This window comes from Terriglobus roseus, assembly GCF_900102185.1.
Classification (GTDB): Bacteria; Acidobacteriota; Terriglobia; order Terriglobales; family Acidobacteriaceae; genus Terriglobus; species Terriglobus roseus_A.
In genome coordinates, this window is sequence record NZ_LT629690.1 from 3764888 (window position 1) to 3786775 (window position 21888).

General features: G+C 54.8%; 17 protein-coding genes. 6 read left to right on the forward strand and 11 right to left on the reverse strand.

Annotated elements, in window-relative coordinates; genetic code table 11:
* Window positions 1-146: 146 nt before the first annotated feature.
* The 3 genes from BLT38_RS15820 to BLT38_RS15830 all read right to left on the reverse strand — a co-directional run bounded on the left by BLT38_RS15820 (window position 147) and on the right by BLT38_RS15830 (window position 3846).
* Window positions 147-1892, reverse strand: a complete 1746-nt coding sequence (locus BLT38_RS15820; protein ID WP_231966557.1) for an acido-empty-quinoprotein group A — start codon at window positions 1890-1892, stop codon at window positions 147-149.
* 10 nt (window positions 1893-1902) lie between these two features.
* Window positions 1903-2748 carry a c-type cytochrome gene (locus tag BLT38_RS15825; protein WP_083346052.1) on the reverse strand — a complete coding sequence of 282 codons (846 nt, stop codon included), beginning with the start codon at window positions 2746-2748 and terminating at the stop codon, window positions 1903-1905.
* Window positions 2749-2823: 75 nt separating this feature from the next.
* Window positions 2824-3846 carry a sugar phosphate isomerase/epimerase family protein gene (locus BLT38_RS15830; protein ID WP_083346053.1) on the reverse strand — a complete coding sequence of 341 codons (1023 nt, stop codon included), beginning with the start codon at window positions 3844-3846 and terminating at the stop codon, window positions 2824-2826.
* 701 nt (window positions 3847-4547) lie between these two features.
* Here BLT38_RS15830 and BLT38_RS15835 point away from each other — a divergent pair.
* Together BLT38_RS15835 and BLT38_RS15840 are read left to right on the forward strand one after the other, a co-directional pair.
* Entirely contained in the window at window positions 4548-5618 is a 1071-nt protein-coding gene (locus tag BLT38_RS15835; protein WP_083346054.1) for a hypothetical protein, read from the forward strand.
* Window positions 5619-5660: 42 nt separating this feature from the next.
* Window positions 5661-6890, forward strand: coding sequence for a hypothetical protein (locus BLT38_RS15840; protein WP_083346055.1), 1230 nt, complete (start codon window positions 5661-5663; stop codon window positions 6888-6890).
* Here BLT38_RS15840 and BLT38_RS15845 read toward each other — a convergent pair.
* Genes BLT38_RS15845 through BLT38_RS15860 form a run of 4 tightly spaced genes read right to left on the reverse strand, consistent with a single transcriptional unit; the run spans window position 6874 to window position 12313 of the window.
* Window positions 6874-7428 carry a hypothetical protein gene (locus BLT38_RS15845; RefSeq protein WP_083346056.1) on the reverse strand — a complete coding sequence of 185 codons (555 nt, stop codon included), beginning with the start codon at window positions 7426-7428 and terminating at the stop codon, window positions 6874-6876. The two genes, BLT38_RS15840 and BLT38_RS15845, sit on opposite strands and share 17 nt — an antisense overlap.
* Entirely contained in the window at window positions 7425-8486 is a 1062-nt protein-coding gene (locus BLT38_RS15850) for an NAD-dependent epimerase/dehydratase family protein (protein ID WP_083346057.1), read from the reverse strand. Before BLT38_RS15850 ends, BLT38_RS15845 begins: the two co-directional genes overlap by 4 nt.
* Entirely contained in the window at window positions 8487-10676 is a 2190-nt protein-coding gene (locus BLT38_RS15855; RefSeq protein ID WP_083346058.1) for a DUF362 domain-containing protein, read from the reverse strand. It lies immediately after the preceding gene.
* Window positions 10673-12313, reverse strand: a complete 1641-nt coding sequence (locus BLT38_RS15860; protein ID WP_172838304.1) for an ABC1 kinase family protein — start codon at window positions 12311-12313, stop codon at window positions 10673-10675. Before BLT38_RS15860 ends, BLT38_RS15855 begins: the two co-directional genes overlap by 4 nt.
* 159 nt (window positions 12314-12472) lie before the next feature.
* On the opposite strand from BLT38_RS15860, the gene BLT38_RS15865 reads away from it, so the two are divergent.
* From BLT38_RS15865 to BLT38_RS15880, 4 genes are read left to right on the forward strand one after another with little or no spacing between them, the layout of a single operon-like run.
* A complete protein-coding gene (locus BLT38_RS15865; protein WP_083346060.1) occupies window positions 12473-12916 on the forward strand; it encodes a hypothetical protein in 444 nt (147 codons plus the stop codon).
* Between the two features lie 13 nt (window positions 12917-12929).
* Window positions 12930-13724, forward strand: coding sequence for a hypothetical protein (locus BLT38_RS15870; RefSeq protein WP_083346061.1), 795 nt, complete (start codon window positions 12930-12932; stop codon window positions 13722-13724).
* Window positions 13708-14463 carry a hypothetical protein gene (locus BLT38_RS15875; RefSeq protein WP_083346062.1) on the forward strand — a complete coding sequence of 252 codons (756 nt, stop codon included), beginning with the start codon at window positions 13708-13710 and terminating at the stop codon, window positions 14461-14463. Before BLT38_RS15870 ends, BLT38_RS15875 begins: the two co-directional genes overlap by 17 nt.
* Window positions 14460-15170 carry a hypothetical protein gene (locus tag BLT38_RS15880; protein WP_083346063.1) on the forward strand — a complete coding sequence of 237 codons (711 nt, stop codon included), beginning with the start codon at window positions 14460-14462 and terminating at the stop codon, window positions 15168-15170. The genes BLT38_RS15875 and BLT38_RS15880 overlap by 4 nt, the downstream gene beginning before the upstream one ends.
* 11 nt (window positions 15171-15181) lie before the next feature.
* Here the strand turns inward: BLT38_RS15880 and BLT38_RS15885 are convergent, their stop codons facing one another.
* The 4 genes from BLT38_RS15885 to BLT38_RS15900 form a co-directional block, all read right to left on the reverse strand.
* Window positions 15182-15652: a phosphatase PAP2 family protein gene (locus BLT38_RS15885; RefSeq protein WP_172838305.1), complete on the reverse strand. Its 471-nt coding sequence runs from the start codon at window positions 15650-15652 to the stop codon at window positions 15182-15184.
* Window positions 15653-15977: 325 nt separating this feature from the next.
* Window positions 15978-19196, reverse strand: a complete 3219-nt coding sequence (locus BLT38_RS15890; RefSeq protein ID WP_083346065.1) for a DNA polymerase III subunit alpha — start codon at window positions 19194-19196, stop codon at window positions 15978-15980.
* On the reverse strand, window positions 19189-20694 hold the full coding sequence (locus BLT38_RS15895) for a DNA polymerase Y family protein (RefSeq protein ID WP_172838306.1): 1506 nt from the start codon (window positions 20692-20694) through the stop codon (window positions 19189-19191). Before BLT38_RS15895 ends, BLT38_RS15890 begins: the two co-directional genes overlap by 8 nt.
* On the reverse strand, window positions 20682-21761 hold the full coding sequence (locus tag BLT38_RS15900; protein WP_083346067.1) for a hypothetical protein: 1080 nt from the start codon (window positions 21759-21761) through the stop codon (window positions 20682-20684). Before BLT38_RS15900 ends, BLT38_RS15895 begins: the two co-directional genes overlap by 13 nt.
* Window positions 21762-21888: the final 127 nt, after the last annotated feature.

Sequence of the window (21888 nt, forward strand, 5' to 3'; positions counted from 1 at the left end):
ACGTTAAAGAAGAAGAACGTTAACCTTTATCGCCAGCACTGAACCAAACTATGTGGCCGAACCATAGCCGGTCATTGAGGAGTCACCCGTCCCGGTCAAACCGAGACCAGACGGGAGCGGTTCAGGTGCGACGCGTTTGCCTTCGATCATTGCGATAGCCGAAAGGCGTATACCGTGTCGCCCGTTACCGTCAGGATGTACTGCCGGCCATCCAGCAGATAGGTCTCTGGAGCGTTGGACACGTTGCCGATGCGGGCGTGCCACAGCGGTTTTGGCGTGCTGGTGTCATAGGCCACCAGATTGCCGGAGCCGTCACCGGAAAACAGCAGATGTCCTGCCGTGGTGAGCAGTCCCGTGGGAGAGCCGTCCTCCGGGAAGACATAGTTGTACACGGTCTTGCCGGTGCGATAGTCAATGCCGACAATCGAGCTAGGGTAAGAGCCCACGGGGACTTCTTCCTTGCCTCCCAACCCCATGATCTGCTTCGGATCGGTCTGTGTGAGGTAGTACATCGCGTATCCCTGATGCAGACCGACGTAGAACAGACCTGTCTGCGGGGAAAAGCTGGGCGGCTGCCAGTTGACCGAGCCACCGTTGGTGGGTGAGACCAGCGAACCGGCCACCGTCGAGTCCTGATCTGGATCTCGAATCGGATTGCCGTTCGCGTTCACCCCGGTCGCCCAATTCGCCGCCGGTGAATACTTCGTGGTCAGCAGATGCTGCCCGGTCACGCGGTCCAGGACGAAGAAGTAACCGTTGCGGGTCGCTTCCATTACCAGCTTGCGAGGCTTGCCTTCGAACGTACCATCGACAAAAACCGGGGCCTGCACGGAATCCCAATCGTGGGTGTCGTCGGGCGAGGTCTGGTAGTACCAGGCCATTTTGCCTGTTTCGACATCGAGCGCGACGATCGAGCAGGTGAACAGATTGGTGTCTTTCGCGTCCTTACCGCGCGGAGCAACCGAATAGGCAGGGATCGGATTCCCGGTGCCGAAGATGTAAAGCTTGGTTGCCGGATCGTAGGAGCCGGAGAGCCAGGGCATAGCACCGCCGTGCTGGGCCGCGTCCATGCTGCCCCAGGTATCCCATCCCGGATCACCTTTTTTCATTGGCACCAGGAAGGTCTTCCATTGCAGTTCACCCGTTTCGGCGTTGAACGACTGGAGGAAGCCCGGCTGATCGAGGTTACTGCTGGTGCCAACGAGGACGTGATTGCCCACCACCACTGGCGCAGTGGTTGAGAAGTACTGCTGAGTATAGGGTGCAATCTCCTTGTGCCACCGCTCCTTACCCGTCTTCGCGTCCAGCGCCACAAGGTAGTCCTCAGGCACCTCGAAGTACAGCGTATCGCCGTACATGGCCATGCCGCGATTGCCAATGTGATCGCCGCCGCGCGTTGTCCAACAGTAATGCCACAGGACCGTGCCATCGCGAGCATCCATGGCCCAGGCATTGTCAGGCGACGAGATGTAGAGCACGCCATTCACCTGGAGGATGGAACCGGTGATGCGAGGAGAGCCACTGCTGGAACCCGGGACCGGGACCGGTGTCTCAGTGACGCCACCCACAATGGTCGGCGCGACAAATCCCGGCGGCCCGAAGCCTCGCCGTGCCCCTGCTCCACCGCCCGGTCCGGCGGTAAGAGCTACGCTCTTCCAAGCCAGCGTCAGATCCTTGACGTTGGTGCGGTTTACCTGGTCAAGAACGCTATAGCGCCGCTGTGAGTAATCGCCCGCATAGGTCGGCCATGAAGTGGTTGCCGGCTGCGCCAACTGCTGTGTCAAAGTGGCCGGGTCCAGCCCCACGCCAGCCGCTGCTGTTGTTTGGCCCTGCAGCGCCATCGGCAACAGGAAAGACAACCCGGCCATGAGCCGCATCATTGTGTTCGTCACAGCGGAGCTCCTATTTCAATGTTGTCAGGTACGCCGTCAGGTTGCGGAGATCACTGTTTTTCCAGGTCCGCAGCATGTCTACGTGCGTCTGCAGAGGATCGTGAACCACCACCTGCGGTGCGCCGTTGATGATCTCGAAGCTCATGTGTGTGCCGTCCTTCTGAGTTAGCGAGACGTTGAATGCATCCAGGTGATCCAGGCGGCCCTCAACTGTCCGTCCACCAGAGGTCACGGTCACAGTCTTCCCACCTCTACCGCGACCCGCGCGACCGGAGACGATTGCGTTCTGCAAATCTTTCGGCGAGTACTTGCCGCCGATGCCAGCAAAATCTCCGGTGACGGAGTGGCATGTGCTGCATTTGCCGGCACCGTCGAAGTAGGCCTTACCCATCTGAGTATTGCCCACCACGATGTCCAGCGTTGAAGGCGCACCCCTGTTGCCTAGCGGCTGGCTGTGCAACCACCCAGCGATGGCGACAATGTCATCATTAGCCAGGTTGAACTTGGGCATGCCCTCAGCCTGCCGGCTACCGTGTACGACGGGTTCGATGAGCTCGCCATTCTGATCGTCCAGCACCACCTTGTTGCGGATCAGGTTTGGGCCCACCGATCCCCCACGCGCATCGTCGCCGTGGCAGAAGCTGCAGTTGGCGCTGAACACTTCTTTGCCGTGCGCTATTACAGCGGGAGCTACCGGTGGCCGAGGGGCGTTGTAGGGCTCGGTTTGCAGGCGGCCTTGCGGGCCCGCCGGGCTGGCACCGGCATGGCCCTCTGCTGCCGGCTGCTGAGCTTTCAGGATGGATGGCAAGGATGCCAGTACTATCACCATCCACCACCACTGCGATTTTTGCTTCATTAAAGGCTACCCTCGACTACTACGATCCGACGCGGCTGTTCCCGAAGTGCTCGCGCGCTGCGAGCCTGTTTCTGGCTATGCTAATGCGGCCTTCGCATACGCAAGGCACTTCACAATTTCTTTCTCGCTGTTTGATCCTTCGGGCGGCTGGTACTCCAGCTCGATCGTGGCCGGAAACTTATACTTATCCTTCTTCATCAGTGCCAGCACTTCCTTGATGGGAGTGTCGCCCTGTCCCCATGGCATGTTCGCGCCGCCATTTTCTTTGAACTTGCGATCCTTGAGGTGCACGCTGGTGATGCGCTCATGATTCTTCTGCACGAAGGCAACAGCATCGTGATTGCCAGCGGCGGTATAGTGGCCGATGTCGAGATTGATGCAGTTGTAAGGTGACTGCGACATTGCCTCATCCCAGGTCGTTGGTGTCGCTTGCAGATGGGCATGATACCCAACCCTCGTTTTGTGCTTGAGCGCAAACTTGCCTATGCGCGCGGTCAGGGCAGAATCGCCATCCGGCATCTCCATCGTCAACTGATTCGCGCCAAGAACCTTCACTACCTCGAACGTCCAGTCATATAGCTCATCCGGCATCGCGTTGGTCAGGCTCATTTTGAAACCGTAGATCCAAATGCCTGCGTCGTTGTACAACTTGCGAACTTCTTCGAACTTGGCAGGCGGCGTTGCAAGACGCCACTTGTTGAGTGCTTCCTGATAGGCGAGTTGTTCCGGGCTTGGAGCACGAGGAGCCCGCGGCTCACCGGCAGGGGGGACGGAGGCAGGACGTCCGGCACCCGCAGCAGGGGCAGCGACGGGCCGCGGCCGGGCAGGCGCCTTCGGAGCACCCAGGAACTCTGCCAACGGCTCGTCATGGCTCTCGGTCGCACTGATGCCGTCCCTGACCATGTAACTCACCAGGGATCGGGCGTCGTCCGGCATGTTGTGGTAGCTGTACGCCGTGATGATTCCGACCTGGACGCCGCTGAATACGGAATTAGGTTTGCCCTGGGCAAAGAGCGACCTCGGGTATGACGCTGCAGCCGCGGCGAATGGGAGAGTGGTTGCTGCCAGCTTGCCGAACTGCCGTCGCGTATACGTCATGGTATGGCTCCGATTCTTTTTCAGTTCTGCGAACACTCGTTGGGTGAGGTCGAAGACGTAAATGACATGTCAGACTGCGATCCACGTTAGATCCCCACTGTCACGAAGCGCAATCACTATCATCAGCTCGCGCGAACAGCCGCAAAAAGCCTGAGTGTGGCCAGCCGGGAATTGTCCTTGTGAATCGCTGCGAATTTTAGTATGAGGGCCCAACTCTTAGCAAAGGCGGCTCTGTTCACTGGTGCAATGCCCAGACACGCAGCGCTCTTCCCCACATGACATCACTCAGGCCCTCCGCGCTCATGCCGGGCGGGGTGACTCCTTAGAAGTAGTGAACAAGTCTAACGTCTTCACCTGAGTGAGATGAGCAAGTCTGATTCGTACAGTAATAGTGGTTAGCAATAACACTTGCCATCGATGCGATCCAATCACGAGCCCTGGGCTCATCGCCATCCGCGCTTCTCGCATTCATGGCAGCCGAATCATCCCCCGTGAAACCATAATTCGCCCACGATTTGGGTTGGGTGTGGGCTATCGTCTGTTCTGACGACGCCTGACAAAACAAGCTCAGTGCCCCCCCGTACTAAGAAGTGAAATCTCCTTGACATCGCGTCTGCATTCGCTAGTCTTGGTGATCTCAGCGAGAGCGTATTACTTTGCGTTGCCAAAACTCATAGGACCGTTTCTGCAGGAGATCTCCCATGCTGAACTCCACAGCCCTTGAAGTAGCGATTGGGTTGGCGCTGGTCTTCCTTCTCCTCAGTCTGTTCTGCACCACGATCAATGAGTCCATTGCGGCTGTTCTCGGTTGGAGAGCCAAGACCCTGGAGAAGGGTATCCAAAGTCTGTTCAGTGGCGGCCAGATCACCGTGCTGGATGCGAACAACGTTGCAACGCTGCGCAGCCTGTCCGATGTTGTGTACAACCACGGCCTTGTGCAAGGCCTGTACAAGGGAAGCCCTTCCCAGACGTTTACCCCAGCTTCGCTGATTCATCCGCGCTCACTCCCCTCATACATCCCGTCGCGGGTTTTTGCGAGTACGCTTTACGACATCCTGTTCAACGGACCTGCTCAAGCGTTACGAGATACTTCGCCAGCGGCAAGCCTCAGGAACATGCTCGACTCTCTCAACCAATTGCCTGACAGCAAGGCTAAGGAGGCGCTATTACTGTTGGTGCGAGAGGCTGGAGGCGATGTTGATGCCACACGAAAGGCGATTGAGGGCTGGTTCAACGATGGCATGGATCGTGTTTCCGGCTGGTATAAACGCCGCACACAACTGGTGCTCTTCTCGCTTGGTATTTCCATCGCGATACTGCTGAATATCAACACCATCGCAGTGGCCAAGACGTTCTGGGCGAGTCCGGCCGCGCGCGCCTATGCCATCAAAGCTGCCGAAAGCTACACACCGCCTCCGCAAGAAGCTACCTCGCCAGGATCCACAACGAGCACCGCGGCCTCAAGCGTGAAGAAACTACCAGTAACAGCCTCGGAACAGATCGCTGCGCTTGGCGACCTTGCATTACCGCTCGGTTGGAACAACGGTTGGTATCCATGGCCAAAGAATTCCAACGGTACCGAGTTCACGGGAAGCCAGTTAATTCTGAACTTCGCCATGACAATCCTGGGGTGGACTCTTACTGGATTTGCTGTGACACTTGGCGCTCCCTTCTGGTTCGATCTGTTGAACCAGTTCATGGTTGTTCGTTCTACTGTTAAGCCATCTGAAAAGAGCGGCAACGAAGGATCGAAGGATCCGCAGCCCTCTTAAACACTCAACCTCCACCTCACCGCGCTTCACGCCGGACAAGACATGAAGACCTACCCCTACTCCTTTCACATTGCGCTGGATGGTAACGGCATCAACGGTCTTGAAGGCATGGCGGGGATGTGCCTTTTCCACTTCGATCCAGCAGACAACAGCTACGCCTACAAGGTGAAGTATTACGACGGCGCATCCGCCGGCCACGCTTGCATGGTCAGCCCGGATGGCAAGCATGGTTATCTGGGCAATGCCGGCCAGCACTTGCTGTTCTATGACGCGGCAACGATCGAGGAGCAACAGCGCATCTCTACGCTGCGGTATGAAGCGAACGATTCCACGATTCGAGGCAGCACGCACGTTGTATGGCTGAACGACAAAGAAGTGTTGACCGCAGTAGGCAATTACTTCTATCGCTTTTCCGTGGACAGCCTGGACAAGGGCGAGCGGTTGATGCCACACAACGTGAAGCTGCCACATGGGATGAAGGTAAGTGCGTCCGGCCGATACTTAGCCTACGGCTCCATGGATAACCCAGCCTTTGGGGCCAAGGGCGAAGCGCGGGAAATTGGCATACTCGACTTAGTCACGGGTGAGGTCACGCATCTGCCCATGCCGACGACGTGTTGGCATATCGTCGCGCATCCCAAGAAGGATCTCTTCTACGCAGTATCGTTTCGTGTGCTGCCGCAGGACAACGTGAACTATCACGAGTGGGCAATGGCGTTTTTGAAGGAGTATGCCTACGAGATTGATCCAGCCGAAAAGCGGATTTCACGTCATTGGTCGACAAGTCGGGAGACACCAGCACACATTAATTCCGACATCACGATCTCCGATACAGAACTCATGTTTTGCAATGGCGGCAGTCAGACGATCGTCTGTGTAGACCTGGAGACATTCTCAAAGTATCGCGTGATTGATGAGCGTCCCAGCTTTCTTACGCAGATGAAAAACCCTCGTCAGGTCGGCACGCAGATTTACGACGTGCTCGCACGTGGCGGGCTCTTCAGCAGTTCGAAACACCTGCTGGATGCCATGCGGGTGAGCCGGTTTACTTTTTTGGATTCGATCTATGCGTGTCAGTTGTCGAAGGATCAATCACTGCTTTTCACGGCGAATCGTGGATTGAATCACATCACCGTCTACAACTATCCCGAAGCCACCATTCGACTGAGAGTGCAGATGCCCGATCTGCATGAGTTTATGCCATCGCTTACGACGATTGCCGATCCGCGGCTGGGCTTTCATCACAGCTATCTGATCAGCCCGCAGATGTGACCTGCGGCGTTGCGTTCGCGAGCGTCTCCGCGGCCATGGCGAGCTTGCGAAAGTTACCGGGAATGAGGGACGTCACAAAGCTCTCGGCAGCGGCGGCGACGGTCGATTCAAGAATAGAAGGCACACCCGGAAGTCCCTTTGCATTTAAGCTGAACTCGCCCGCGAAAGTAATACGCGTACCACGCCCGCCAAGGGCCGGTTCAAACGTTGTCAGGCCTGTGCAGCGCGTGCGATCTGGCGCGAAGTGCAGCTCGATTTGCCATGCACATTCATGATTCTTTTCGTGCCACATTGCGCGGTCTGTCCAGGCCAACATATCGGACTTGATGACTGTAGAAAGCACAGCGGGAAACTTAGCCTTTGCCTGCCACAGGTTGACGAGAAAGATGTCGCCATCAGGCTGCGTCGTTCGTTCCTGAACAGCGACGCTCTCAATTTCATCAAGATGAGGCACGAGTTCGCCGAGCCGGTCACGAATGGCTAACCATGCGTCTTCCACTGGGATCTTCACAATTTGAATGGACTTGAATGTTTTCACGGTGCTTCCTTCATGAGTGCTGCGCGTGCGTCGTAGACTTCGCGGCCGAGCGAGAGCGTTTGCCGCAGCGGAATGGAAACATGTTTGCCAGCTACCAGTGAGGCGATGGCAGTGGCAAGTGCAGCACGCGCGGGTCCTGGCGCATAGCCCAGTTCATCTGCCGCCTTCGCATGGCTGTACCAGTAGAACTGCCCAACCATTTTCGCTTGTTCGCGTGTTGTGGTTGGGCGCGTGCCAGAAAACTGCGCCCACATCTCATGCGCGGTCGCGGCCAGAAAGCTGATGGTGTGGTTTGCGTAGAACTGAGGACCGGAGACACCGCAGAGTTCACCGACGGTGCGATGAATCAGCGACCACTCCATGTTTTCGGAACCAAGCAGGTAGCACTCACCACGTCTTCCCTTCTCAGCAGCGAGAATATGCCCCCGAGCGACGTCGGTCGCGGATACGATGTTGCACCCACCGGGAAAGGTAGTGCGAAAAGGATCGGAGAGATAGGCGATGATGATGCCGTTGCTTGGACTAAGTTTTGTGTCGTGCGGACCTACCGTCATGCATGGGTTGACGACCACAAGATCAAGGTCAAGGTCTGCAGCGAGTTTTAGTGCCGTACGTTCCTGGTGCAGCTTACTGAGGCAATATGCTGGCGACGATGTTTCATCGGGCGCATCCGTCTCTGACCGTACTGCGGTGTAACTGGAAGAGCCGAACACCACCGACGAAGACGTAAGTACTACGCGCTTCACGCTCGCGGTGCGTGCTGCAATCAATACGTTAGATACGCCATCAACGGCAGTCTTCTCCAGGTCATCATCGGTGATGCCCCAGTACGAAAACACGGAAGCCACATGGAAAACGACATCGCAACCGGCGACAGCAGGAAGCAGTGTCTCCGGTTGCAGTACATCGCCGTAAACGATGGCGAGAGATAGATCCTTGATCGCACTCAGGTCGCTGCTGGTGCGCACGAAGGCGCGCACCTCATATCCATCCTTGAGCAAAGCACGACAAAGGTTTGCGCCGATGAGACCATTTGCGCCTGTGACAAGAGCGATCATTCAACTCTCCGGATTCTGTGTGCGATTCGGTGCGACGTCTCGCTGAATAGCCCTGGCTAAATCTCTCAAGAAATCGACTGCGCCATCCGTAACAGATTGCAGTTGAGCTTTGTCGATCAATGAAGATACCGGGCTGGCTGCAGCATCTGGCGTATTGGACGACGGCGCGAAGTGTGAGAAACCGTCCGCATCCACATAGATGGGTGGAGGAGGCGTCGTACGCAGCGAGAGCTTCGATGTAAGACGGTCGACCGCAACGCGTGCACTATCGGTAAGCTCGCTGAGTGAGTTGGAGAGCTTCGCGGAAGCAGGCTTAGGCTGTGTGTCGGCAGCAGTCCAGGGCTGGCCAACGCGGTATTCTCGTTGCTCAAATTGCGCGGTGAAGTTTGCGATTGTCTTCGTGAAGAAGTTCTTATACGCATCCGCCACGAGGTAGTTCTTGAGCGCGGGATTCAGGTCAAGTTGCATCATCTGCCAGAACACCGGAAGAGAAAACTCCTGCCGCCCAACGATGGTGATTTCCACTTCATTCGCAGGTGTCCGCTTGAAGATAACGATGCCATCATCGAACCTTGCGGAGTTATTTTCACTCTTGATGGTGCGCCACCAGATTTTCTGCTCGTTCTCCGTGTATCGCGCAAACTCAAGTTTGGAAACATCGATCGGTTGGCCTCCGCTCGGCGCCGTGTAATTGGGCTGCGGCAGATAGATGTTGCGCTCCGCCTGATGCGTCACACGACCAGCCTTATCGCGAAAAACGGGAACACACGAGCCACCGATGTAATCGTTCATCATGCGAATGGAACGGGTAATATCCACCTTTGCCACAAAGTCATCGAATGGGATTGGGATTTCACGCGAGACATGGAACAGGATGGAATGATCGAGGGTGTGAAGCCGCATTCCATTGGCATCCGGCGGGAACTGCAGCACCAGTTGTTCCAGCGGTTCCATGTAGTCCTGCGACGCTTCATAGTCTGCCGCCGTTAAATCCTGCAAAGAGATGTTGAGCGGACGCTCCATCCACTTCAACTTGTCCTTCGCAAACATCACCTTCGATGCATCATTGAGTTGGTTTGCGCTTCCCAGTGTGTAATTCAGACTTAGAAAGGCGGCGAACGAGAGTGGGTCTGCATCCAGGCTGCCGAACTGCGCGGCAAGTGTGCTGTTGATCCTGTCCGTCATCGCGTCCTTAAATGGAAAGAGCAGCCGATCCACACTCTGCAGCCAGGCAATGGCAGTGCGCTGCACTTCGAGCGATCCATTTCGTTTGGCCACAGCATCGGCCACCATGGGATGAACATTCTTTACTGCGGGAAACGGCGTCAGATCTCCAATGACCGAATACTGAGACGGTAGACCCTGTTCACGTAGTAGTTTCGCCACAATGGGAGACGTGTATGGATCGACGCCAAACTTATTTGCGAGCGTCCAGTCCGCCAAGGTTGCGCTGCTGCTTGCGATGATCGTTGAGACAGCGAGCGGCATTGCGCATCGCGAACCTGCGCTGCCATGGTTCGCCAGGTACGCATCCACAATAGCGAAATGAACAGGCGTGTGTTGCAGCAACTCACTGCACACATCTTCCGGGCGCAGACGGTGATAGTACTGCAACTCAGTGTCCTGCAACGGCAAAACGCCAATCAGGTTTTGCGCTGTGCCAGCAAAGCTGAACTCATCATCGGTCTTTGCCTTCGCGAAGCTGATGCGAAAATCCGCATTCTTCCACGAAGCATTGAGGGACGAACCGCTGAGGATGCTGGTTGCAGGAAACCCCGCATCGCAAAGATCTTCGCTAAGGTCTGAGAAATCGTATGCATTCTGTTGCGTGGTTTCGAAGCGATAGCCCGCGAGGTCTGCCACGATAAGTGGGTCGCGATTTTCCAACCAAAACCCTGAGCTGTTCTGAGCTGTGCCAATCGTTACATTGGTGTATCCAGCGTTGTGCAGCCAATCAACCAGATGCTCTACCAATGCAGGGTCGGTGATGCAGGTGGCAGGCTTGAAATAGAAGTTCAGGTCGGGCTTGATGAAGATAGTTAACTGGGCGGCCGAAGTACTTGTCTGCTCGCACCGCAGGTTTAGTACCTGCAACAAGCCCGCCTGCGAAACAGCTTCGTCGAAACAGGCGAATTTGTCCTGCGGATCAGTAACGAGAGCTACGACGACGCCTTGTGTGGAGTCGTTCATCGCTCTTGCCTCGCAGAAGCGTTCTTGTATCGAAACCCGCGATGAATCAAAGCTACGATGATGCTTGAAACGGCAGCAAGGACAGTCACCGCTAAGACTGCCTGTCGAACTGTTAGCAGCTTAGCCAGAATGAAGCTGCAGATAATGCCGCAGCCACCGAGCATAAGCAGGCCAACAAACAGGACCAACGCCAGTCGCGCATTAGCCCGGTCATAGCACCGACAGGCGTCTTCAAGGCCCAGGTGATCAAGCTGGATTTTGAGCTGTCCCTGCGCGAGTTGAGTGAACGTCGTCAGCAGCGTTGCAGAAAAATCCTGAAACCGCAGGAGAGTTCCCAGACCAATCCCGTAGTCCTGATGAGCGTTGGCATCCTGCGGCAATTCTGCCGGCTGGTTTTGACGAAGCAATGGCATTGCAATCGGAATCAAATCAAAAGCAGGATCGAGATTCTTGCCAACACTGTCTGCCGTTGCCAATACCTTAAAGGCGAGGTAGAAACCGCGTGGCAGGATAAGTCGGTATTTTCCAGTGATTGCCAAAATATCTGCGAGCAGACGGGGTACGACAACAGCATGCGTGGTTCGATGGCTCGCAAGAAAACGCCTCATGTCCTCACGCAGTGCGGCAGCATCAATGCTTCCGGTCGAATCCGAAAGAGCAAGGACGGAGGCCGTCGCTGATTCCGCATTCTGCTGCAACAAGCTGTACAGCAGCGTGTTCACGCACGCACGTTCCGGGGGACCAAGCTCTCCTACCAGGCCAAGGTCATAGAACCCGATCGCGCCATCCTTCGAGACGATGACATTGTCCGCATGTGGATCGCCGTGAAAGAACCCGAAACAGAAGATCTGCCGCAGTAACGTTCTCGCAAAGGCCTGCGCGGTCGACTTGTTGAAGGGCGTATAGCCCTGGAGATCCGCTAATTTCGTCCCCGGCTCATACGTTGTTGTAAGAACGTGACGCGCAGAGTGGGAACGGATGACGCGTGGAACACGAATACCGGAGTCATGTTCGAATTGCCAGGCAAACCGGTCAAGGTTGTTTGCCTCCAGTTCATAGTCCAACTCAGACTGAACGTCGTTCATAAAGTCTGAGACAAGTCGAGCCGCGGAATCGCCGTCGCCGCCAGTCTTCATGCGAAGAATTAGCTGTTGGATGATCGCGGTATCGCAGTGCAGCAGTTCTTCAAGGCCTTTTCCCTGCACTTTTACTGCGACTTCCGTGCCATCCTTCAACCACGCACGATGCACCTGTCCGATAGAGCCTGAGGCGATGGGTATGCTCTCGATACGCTCAAAGAGCATAGAGATCGTGCCCTTGAGTTCCTCCTCGATGACAGCTTGGGCCACTGCAAAGGAAAATGGCGTGGTTTCATCCTGCAGCTTGGCCAGTTCGTCGCGGAACGGCTTACTTAGAATTTCATCGCGCGTGGAAAGTAACTGGCCGAACTTAATGAAGGCGGGCCCAAGTTCACAGAGCGCGTCACGCACAGTTTTTGGTGAAACGCGTGGCGTGAATCTGCCACGGGCAAGATTCTCAAACATCTCAGAGAGGCCATACCGCACCAGGATTGCGAGCACGTCGCGGTAGCGTCCACGGCTGCGCGCATCAAGTATTCCGGTGATAGGTTCTGCCACGGCCAATGTAGAGCCTCTTGCAGGGGGAAAATGTGCTGTGGGGGCCAAGATTATCATCAATTTCGGGCCATAAAAGTAAATTGTGAAATCTGTTGTTGTCATGCGATGAGTGCGCATATACTCCGGGCAGAATCAATACGCACTGAAAAGGCGGATTCTATGTCTAAGGGCGGCACCCCCACAATTCCTAACGATTACACGTATTCCATTGGCGGCACTGGAACTACACTGTCTGTCGATTACGGGTTGGATAACATCCATGTGAAAGAGTTGCCCGCGGTTGAAGTGGGCGTGACCTCGTTTCCAGAGGTTACGGGCAACGCTAACATCGCGATTAAAGAGTTGCCTCCCATCGTCTCCACCGTGACGACACTGTCCACTGTGAGTACGACTTCAAGTGTGGCAATTACAGAAATCCCGCCCATCACGACGAATCTGAATATCGCCGTCACGGAGATACCGGAACAGCGCATTCACTACCCGGCTCACTATCAGCTTGGGTTCAGTCTTCTGGGCATGGAGATCTGGGGCCTCTCGCTCTGCGGCGAAGCGCAGGTCATCAACGAAAAGTACGTTCCGCGTAGAACCGAGATTTGCCGTTAGAGCAGGAGTTCCAATGGCCGAGTCAGTGATTCAGTACGCCAATGTTGACCCAAAGGGGGTTGTCTTTTACGGCCCTCCGAAGATGCTGCGTGGCACGTTACCGTTGGTCAATCCGACCGATCAGAAATTGAAGATGCAGTCGCTGGCTGTCACCACCGATACATTGCGTGGACCTGCATCTCTGCCGTTGCAAACCATCGCCGTAGGTGTACGGCTGATGCCTGGGGAACAGGCCGCTGTGCGCAGTACGATTCAATTGGATCCGCAGACTGCTCCGGGAACGTACTCTTTCAGCGTCGATGTTGCCGGAACATCCGTTCCAGTGACCGCGCATGTGACGGAAGTCGTCGACTTCCGCATTGAGCCAGCATCGGTGACACTGCTCGCGGGATCGGAAAACTCGTTCGAACGAACCTTCGTCATTGAGAATGCAGGCAATGTTCCACTGCCGCTCGGCGAACGGTGTGAAGCTCCATTGACCGATTCGATCGATCTGAAGACATCCATGTTGCACGGGCTTAGCAACGCGGGCGATGCGGAAGTGAAAGAAAAAGTGAATGCATGGCTGAAGGACTGGGGCGAGCGCATGCCCGGCATGCTTGTTGTCCTTCGCGACCCGATCGTACTGAGCCCCGGTAACAAAATGACTGCAACGGCGACCTTCCAGCTCCCAGATACTTTGCAGCCATTCCGCTGCTATACGGCGAACCTGCAGCTTTACAACGCATTTCTTACCGTGACGGTCTACACGACGCGCAACGTGAACACATCCAGTAAGAAGAAACGGGGGAATGAAGATGGCGTGTAGCGAATCCAGTGTCTCCAATCCAATGACTCAGGCCAGCCAGCAGGGCATGCAGTGGTTTACGGATTACACGAAAATGAACCTCCAGATGGCGCAAACTGCGACGCAGATGCTGACACCGGTGATGTCTGCCTGGATGAGTTGGTATCAGTCGCTGCTGCCGTCGCAGTTGAGCGATCTCACCAAGTCAACGAGTGACACGCTGATGTCCATGGCGAAATCAGCCATGTGCGACATTCCTTCCACGACTTGTCCCCCGAAGTGCGCTTGCGATATCGACTGGTCAGCCTACCCTGGCGAAATCCGTAAATCGACAGTGAAGATCAGGAACACCTCAAAAGACAGCATTGAATACACTTTTGTTGGTAAGCCCTTCTCACATTGCGGTAAGGCACTTGATCTGATTCCTGAGATCAACACCCAGTCCGTCACTGCTGCTCCAGGCGAGACGGTGAGTGTTGTGATCGGCGTTACGGTGGGCGAACAGTTCCAGAGCGGTGTTGCTTACGAGTCAGAAGTTCTGGTGCGCGGCAAGTATGAGCGCTGCATCAAGATCAAGTTGAGCGTAGCCTGCGGCTGCGACGATGCATGCAGCTTCGACCAGGGTGACATCCCATACCGCGTGCGCCCAGACAACTGGTACAAGCACTTCCAGTGCAGTGAACCGTGCTTTGAAGCGATCCAGCCGGGGCGCACTACAACTGGCGTCAATGGGACAGACGTTGCCGGAGTGAAGTCTTGACGAATAACTCTCAAACGCTTGCAGACGCTTTGAAAACTCTTGAAGGCCAGGTCGTTGAGTCGTACGTTGACGGTTGGAAGAGCTATTGGAAGCTTGTGACAGATGTCGCGCGCGATCCATCATCGTTTCAGACTGCACAAAAGGAATATCTGAACCATGTGGTTCAGACAGTGCCAGGGAATGTCTCGAAGACCCTTCAGGCTGGTGTGCGGGTGTATGGAGCTCTTATTCAATCCGGCGGCCAGTTGGCTGGCGAACTCTACACGCGCACCGCACAAGACTTGACCAAGGCCGCAACTGCAGCTGCGACAACCGCAGAGACGGTAGCTGCGCGCGTCGTGGAACCAGCACCGGTTGCGCCTTCGGAGTTTACCTTTGAGGGGTACGCGGAAGAAACACTCAGCAAGAGATTTCTTGTGTCGAACAGGTCTCCACATCCCGTCGACGTTGCTCTTGAGATCTCCAGCTTTACCCCGGATACTGAAGGTGCTTTGGTTCAAGTCAATGTGACACCGCAAACGTTTTCTCTTGCAGCCAATGAAGAGAACGTGGTGTCGTGCGCTGTGACGATCCCTCCCTCTCTTACGCCGATGAAGGACCACCGCGCTGTGCTTTCCGCTCCAGGCTTACCTTCTCTGAGCATTGGTTTGCATGTTCGCAGCATGGGTGAGCGGGACGTTGTGATTGAGGATGCGCCCACGGCTTGATCCGCCTTGCATTAGAAGAGGCAGAGAGCGAGAGATGTCGCAACAAACGATCCGACTCCAATCCCTGCGATAAGATCCGAAGGATAGTGCTGGCCGCTTGCGACGCGAGCCCAGCACAGCAACAACAATCCGAACACAAGCTCTGGGATAGCTCGATGATGTTGCCAGCAAAGCAACACACCGACCACGGATAAGGTCATGCAATGACCGCTAGGGAAAGAGTATTGATCCAGGCAGCGCCCACGATACGGAACGTTCTTGGCGAAGTGAAATGGCCGTTCGCGAGCAAGGCGTGGCTTGGTGGAACCGTACAACAGATGCGCTACGACAACCCCACTCAAAAGCGCGAATAACAGCTTCCACTCATGCAGAAAAATGACCCACAGCGCCAGCGGTGCATAAATCCAGCCATTGCACATCTGATTGGTGACATCTGCAAGTAGGCGAAACGGCCTGGGTTCTGATAGCCGTACCAGCTTCACGACCCACGGTATTTCCCTGTGATTCATGCGCAGGAATAACGCATCAATCCGAGCACGAGACGAGGATGTAAGCGGGGCTAGGGCGTTTGTGGAAGACATTGTCTTTCACCTGGCACTTGCAGAGATCAGAGGCGTGTTGCCGCGATGCTACACCCGTCTCAATTCGCGAAACAAGCATAAAGCGCAAGAAATCGAAAATTAGGTGTTTCCTGCGGATCGCAGCTTCAGTATGGAACACCAGGTTGAAACGATCTGCAAGCAGATGTGGACTACGGTCCACCACGAGCCACTCTCGATCCTTATCGCATTAGAAATGCGATAAGGATCAATGGAAGTCGTGGGATCGAATATCGACAGGGTCAGCCGAGAAGGCCTCCAGAGATTTCGCCTTGATATGGATCACACTGTCTTGATTCTGTAATTGTCCATATACCTTAAGGAATTTTGCGCGAGTGACAAGAACACGATAACGATCGTAAAGATCCGGATGGATGACAATATTCGCGATACCGGCCTCATCTTCCATAGACAGGAAGATAAAGCCCAGTGCAGTACCTGGACGTTGGCGAGCGATGATGGCTCCCGCGATGGCAACAAAAGTCCCATCCTCTACAGAGCGAAGCTCCGTGCTGTTCAGTAGTCCTTCATGACGAAGTTGTGCGCGCCAGTAGGCCATGGGATGTGCGCTCGTGGTGAGACCTGTGCCGGCGTAGTCGCTTACCAGACGATCTCCCGTAGTCATACGCTTTAGAGGCGATACATACTGCTCTTTCTGCACATCCACAGCACGCAGCAGAGGCCCCACAGCACGTGCAGCCTGTTCTACTTGCCAGATTGCATCGCGTCTATGCTCTACATCGCTGAATGAATTCAATGCCCCGATACGAGCCAGCTGGGTGAGATCGCCACGTGTAAGGCAAGGCACTCTGAGACTGAGGTCATTCACACTGCGAAAGTGACCGTGGGCCTTCCGCTCGTCTACGAGTGATGTTGCGGAACTTCTCTTCAAGCCTCGAACATAATTCAATCCCAGCTGCAATGAGAGCGAACCATCGTGTTCAGCTTGTACTGTGCACGCCACCTCGGATGTTTGCGCATCGATGTATCGCACCTTGAGTCCGTGTCGCTGCGCATCTTTGACGAGCACGGCCGCCGAATAAAATCCCATTGGCTGATTGTTGAGCATGGCACAAGTGAACGCAGCGAGATACTTTACCTTGAAATAGGCCGAAGCATACGCGATGAGTGCAAAGCTGGCGGCGTGCGATTCAGGAAATCCATACAGTGCAAAGGACTGAATGCTCTGCACGATCACATCCTGCGTGGCGGGGGCAATCTTGTTAGTCTGCATGCCCGCACGAAGCTTTACCATCAGCTCTTCCATACGCTTCCAGGAACGGCGCATGCCTACGGCCTTGCGCAATTCCTCAGCTTCAGCCCCGCTGAAGTTACCTACGACCATCGCAATCTTCAGCAGTTGCTCTTGAAAGAGAGGCACGCCTAAGGTGCGTTTAAGTACTGGCTCTAATTCATCGAGCGGATACGTCACTTTCTCTTTACCCTGCCTGCGGCGCATGTAAGGGTGCATCATCTTACCAACGATAGGTCCTGGACGGATGATGGCGACCTGCACAACGAGGTCGTAGAACTCTTTTGGATTATTGCGTGGCAGCGAAGCCATTTGTGCACGACTCTCCACCTGAAACATCCCTACGGTGTCTGCACGGCTAAGAGTTTCATACACTTCCTTGTCTTCCGGCATGTGGGCTAGATCCACTTCATCGCCGTAGTGCTGCGGAATCAAGGTAATGCAGTCTTTCATGACTGCCATCATGCCTAAACCAAGCAGATCGATTTTGATTAAGCCTAAATCTGCGCAGTCTTCTTTATCCCATTGCACGACGCTGCGGCCACGCATTGACGCCCGTTCGAGTGGAACGACTTTATTCAGTTGCCCCTGGCAGACGATCATGCCGCCAGAGTGCTGCCCCAGATGGCGAGGCAAATCCTGCAAGCGCTCACACAATTCGACATACTTTGCGATTCTCCAATGCGATGGATCAAAGCCTGCATGCCGAAAATTATCTTTTAGCGTTTCGTCCTTCTTGCGCCACTCCCAATGGCCGATAAGACCAGAGAGTCTGCCTAGAGTTTCTTCATCAAAGCCAAGCGCTTTGCCAACTTCCCTCGCCGCTGATTTTCCGCGATAACTGATCACATTCGCGGCCATGGCTGCACCCAATTCTCCATAGCGCGTATAGATGTACTGGATCGCCTGCTCGCGCTTATCACCGGAGGGTAGATCCAGGTCGATGTCAGGCCATTCATTGCGGTTTTCGTTTAGGAAGCGTTCGAAGAGGAGGTCCATACCGATAGGGTCGATGGCTGTGATTTGAAGCGCATAGCAAACAACAGAATTTGCTGCGCTTCCCCTCCCCTGCACGAGGATGTCGCTTGACCTGCAGTATTGGACGATGTCCCACACGATGAGAAAGTAGCCAGCAAAGCCGAGCTTTTCAATAAGTGTAAGTTCTCGCTCCGCCTGCGTTTGGGCACGCTTATATAACTCAGAATTGCGTTTGGCTCCGTAGCGAAGCGCCATACCTTCCGCGACGCGCTTGCGAAGGTAGATCTCCATTGGCTCGCCTGTATTGGTGGTGTAGCAGGGGAACTCATATCCCAGATCGTTCAGCTCAAATTTCAAGCGCTGCGAGATGAGCAATGTATTGTCCAGCGCTTCCGGCAGATCACGAAACAAATGATGCATTGTTCTTGCGTTACGAACAAAACGCTGTGAGTTGCATTGCAACAGGCGGCCTGCATCATCCAGTGAAACGTGATTCTGAATGGATGTGAATACATCCAGCACTTCACGATCATATGGAGTCGCGTAGCGAACTCCGTTGGTGGCCACAATGGGTAGTTTGAGAGACTCAGCGATACGCAGCGCGGCCTGGTTACGAGCCTCTTGCGCTCTGATGCCATGGCGCTGCAATTCTACGTAGACATTGTGTGGTCCGTAGACGTCTACTAACTGTTCTACGCACCGTCTGCCTTCTGATTCGCCACCACGTGTAAGGGCGGCAGCAAGTACACCTTCGTCTCCTCCGGTCATGCAGATGAGGCCAGCTCGGAACTCTTTCAAATCGTCTAAAAGCGCTACCCCTTCACATTTGGTGGTTTCACGCATTTTGAAGCGCGTGATCATTTGGCAGAGATTTTGATACCCAACACGGGATGTACAGAGCAGGGGCACCCTTGCAGGTCGAGCAGGATATTGATCCGGGAGGCCTAATGGAGGAACAAGCTTCATCCCGAAATCTGCGACTGAGATCTCCGCGCCAACATGAGCACGCACATCGTTTTCTTTTGCTGACGTATGAAAACGAGCGGAGCCGTAGAAGCCGTTGCGATCAAGCAACGCAATCGCAGCCATGTCTTCCTGAAATGCAGCTTTGATGAGGTCTTCCGGCTGGGAAGCTCCTTCAAGAAAGCTAAACGCGCTGGACGCATGCAGCTCCACATACTCACCAACGTCAGTCATAGAACGCATCCAGCATCCATTGCTTGTGAAGCAAATCGTGCAGTAGAACGCATACCAGAGCATGATCGCCGGCAATCGCTCGTACATCCCACTCTTCACGAGCCCATACTTGCTGCGACCACCATTCTCCACTGCAACGCCACGGACCGAATGCATCTGTGATGGTGTACCGTTGTCCTCGCCACGCGAACCAACTTGGCCTGCCCTCTTCATCAAGCCGTATGCGAAGGACAGCCGGTGGTCTTATACGCCGCAGCATGGTGGATAGAGCATTAGGATCTGCATTGGACTGTTTTGCACACGCGATGAAGCGATCCATAACGAAGCTATCGGCATGGTGCGTATCCGACAGACGCGGACTACCTACCGCTCCTTCACCCACCAGGGCCTCAATCTGAGCCAGAGTCAGATCCAACCGCGTTGGCTCTGGTAGTTGTGGGCTAAAGAGTCCCTCTTGTGCTGCGCCTCGCTTACCCGCCTGCGCATGAATGCACATCCCAACAACAGAAGCAGATGGAGCATGCGCCTGTAGATCAAGATGGAGCAGCTTCAATAGCGACGATCTATCAATAAGCGGAATTGCAGGCTTTACCGTGCGGCAATGCTCAATACCGCCTTCGAGTGTCAGTCGTATCGTGACAGATGCCAGCGCAAGTGCTCGTGCCGACGCACGAGCAATCAACTGATCAAGCAGAGGGCCGATGACAAAGAGAAGAGAGTCCAGACTCTCTTCGGCATAGTCAAACTCGATATTTTCTTTCAAGAGAAAAAGTGGCTCTTCCGGCACGAACGTATGCGGATGCTCTCCGCGTGCCATTAATTGAAGGCGGTATCCGGCTTGCCCCATACGCGCCACAAGATCATGCTGTGGCAGGCTGGCGAATTCACCCACAGTGTGCAGACCCCACATGTTTAACGCGTCAGCTTGTTCGATGGTCAGTGGAAGGGAGCTCAGCGGAAGCCGTGCAAGTGTGTCCCGCTCCTGACCAGCAGGAATCACATGTGGAACACGATGAGCATATGGAGCCGCGCAAACCGCAGTATGAATATTTTGACTAACTGCGATTCGGACGTGCAGTCCAAGAGATTTGATGGCCTCTGAGATACTCATTGCGGACTTTGTGGAATCTCCAAAGATCAACGTTGTACCTGTCATGTCCAACACAAACACGAAACTGTTTTGAGAGGGCCACACCTGTATACGGGGAGTGAAACTTCCTGCAGTTTCCAGGATTGCCGATGTTGCAGATTTCTCTTCTGCCGCTGAGCGACGCAGGATCGTGAGCTCCGTAAATGCTTCCAACTCTGTTGGAGTCATGCCTACGGCTATACCCATGCGACGCGCCTTGTGTGACATGCTTACGGCCATCTGCAAGGGTGGTTTACCGGCCAAGATTACTACCGGGTTTTCTGCAAGTTCAGGCCGTAGCCGTATACGTGCCTGTGCGGCTAACTCCGGCACATACGCGCAAACGTACTGCTGCACTAGACTGCCCACTCCATTACTCCTTTCCAGGGCCTGTGTAGATCACGTTGTAGCTGTTTGCGCATCGGCACGGCGTTTGGCTGCGTCGCAAAACGCTGCCGCTCCACACTGGCTTTCCGTAGGAGTTGCGTCATGACTCCTCCTTCAGCGGCGACATTCTCCAAATCCATTTGCACAACCAATTCCGCACTGGAACGGGCACAAGGATGCTTTGTGAGCACCAGTAAGGTTGTGCGGGAACGCTCACATGCAGCGCGATAGCGAAACCAGGTGGCCATAGGAATTCGCCACACCGCCTCTACAGGAACATCGCCCAGATCCAGCACGATGATTCCAAATCCTCCTGACTGTAGAAGAAGATCGGTAGCCCGCAATGCACGCTCAATGGCGGCATAGGAATGTTTCTCGCGACGGATGTGCTGCGACAGCTGTACAGCAGAAGGCATGCCTACGCGCGGTATAGCAATACGGCTTTGCTCTAGTTTGCGACGATGCGGCTTGGGTTCGTAACAACAAGGAGCTGCCAAGGCCCTTGCCTTCTGTTCTTCACGCTGCGCGTGGTGGTCCTGCAGACCTCCATGCGCCTGCATCACTTTGCGTGCCGCATCCGGAACGCTTTGCAATTGCCGATGAAATTTTTCTTTTTTGAGCAGTGTTTCGGAAGTACTTTGCAAGAGTCGCGGGGATTTACTGCGCTGCATAGGCGCACTGTAATCGCGCGATAGCTGCGCATCGCATCGCACCCAGAGCAAGTGAGATAGATCCACGCCGTTCAGCGATGCCCCTGCAGGATCGAGTGTGTCTGACACATCGATCCATGCGGCCACTCTTGCACCGCGAATGGCCGCCGCAACAAACGCGATAGCAGCCGTAGTACGTCCTGAGCCGTTGTTGCCTATAAATTCTGCGATCGCTCCAACAGGGAGACCACCTTCGAGGAATTCATCAATATCTGCGATTCCGCTGGATGCCTGCTCTCTTGTCAACTTAGGGCGAGGTGTCAGCGCGGAGGGAATTCTTCGCTCGAGGCTGGTCTCAATTTGAGAACGAATTTGGGTGACGCGAGCAGAGGCATTCATTCGCCTTATCTTCGCCTATGACATGTAGGGCGAGTCAACCATGTGTGCCCTAAAAGTTGTGCAAAATATGGTCCAACCAGCACACAAGAAACGACTTAAAATCGTGCGACTTGAGTTGGCCGATGTA

Bases quoted from the DNA above. Each gene is read 5' to 3' on its own strand.
- BLT38_RS15840 (WP_083346055.1), top strand. From the start codon at position 5,661: ATGAAGACCTACCCCTACTCCTTTCACATTGCGCTGGATGGTAACGGC.
- BLT38_RS15855 (WP_083346058.1), bottom strand. From the start codon at position 10,676: ATGAACGACTCCACACAAGGCGTCGTCGTAGCTCTCGTTACTGATCCG.
- BLT38_RS15890 (WP_083346065.1), bottom strand. From the start codon at position 19,196: ATGACTGACGTTGGTGAGTATGTGGAGCTGCATGCGTCCAGCGCGTTT.
- BLT38_RS15875 (WP_083346062.1), top strand. From the start codon at position 13,708: ATGAAGATGGCGTGTAGCGAATCCAGTGTCTCCAATCCAATGACTCAG.
- BLT38_RS15850 (WP_083346057.1), bottom strand. From the start codon at position 8,486: ATGATCGCTCTTGTCACAGGCGCAAATGGTCTCATCGGCGCAAACCTT.
- BLT38_RS15835 (WP_083346054.1), top strand. From the start codon at position 4,548: ATGCTGAACTCCACAGCCCTTGAAGTAGCGATTGGGTTGGCGCTGGTC.
- BLT38_RS15865 (WP_083346060.1), top strand. From the start codon at position 12,473: ATGTCTAAGGGCGGCACCCCCACAATTCCTAACGATTACACGTATTCC.
- BLT38_RS15830 (WP_083346053.1), bottom strand. From the start codon at position 3,846: ATGACGTATACGCGACGGCAGTTCGGCAAGCTGGCAGCAACCACTCTC.
- BLT38_RS15900 (WP_083346067.1), bottom strand. From the start codon at position 21,761: ATGAATGCCTCTGCTCGCGTCACCCAAATTCGTTCTCAAATTGAGACC.
- BLT38_RS15870 (WP_083346061.1), top strand. From the start codon at position 12,930: ATGGCCGAGTCAGTGATTCAGTACGCCAATGTTGACCCAAAGGGGGTT.
- BLT38_RS15825 (WP_083346052.1), bottom strand. From the start codon at position 2,748: ATGAAGCAAAAATCGCAGTGGTGGTGGATGGTGATAGTACTGGCATCC.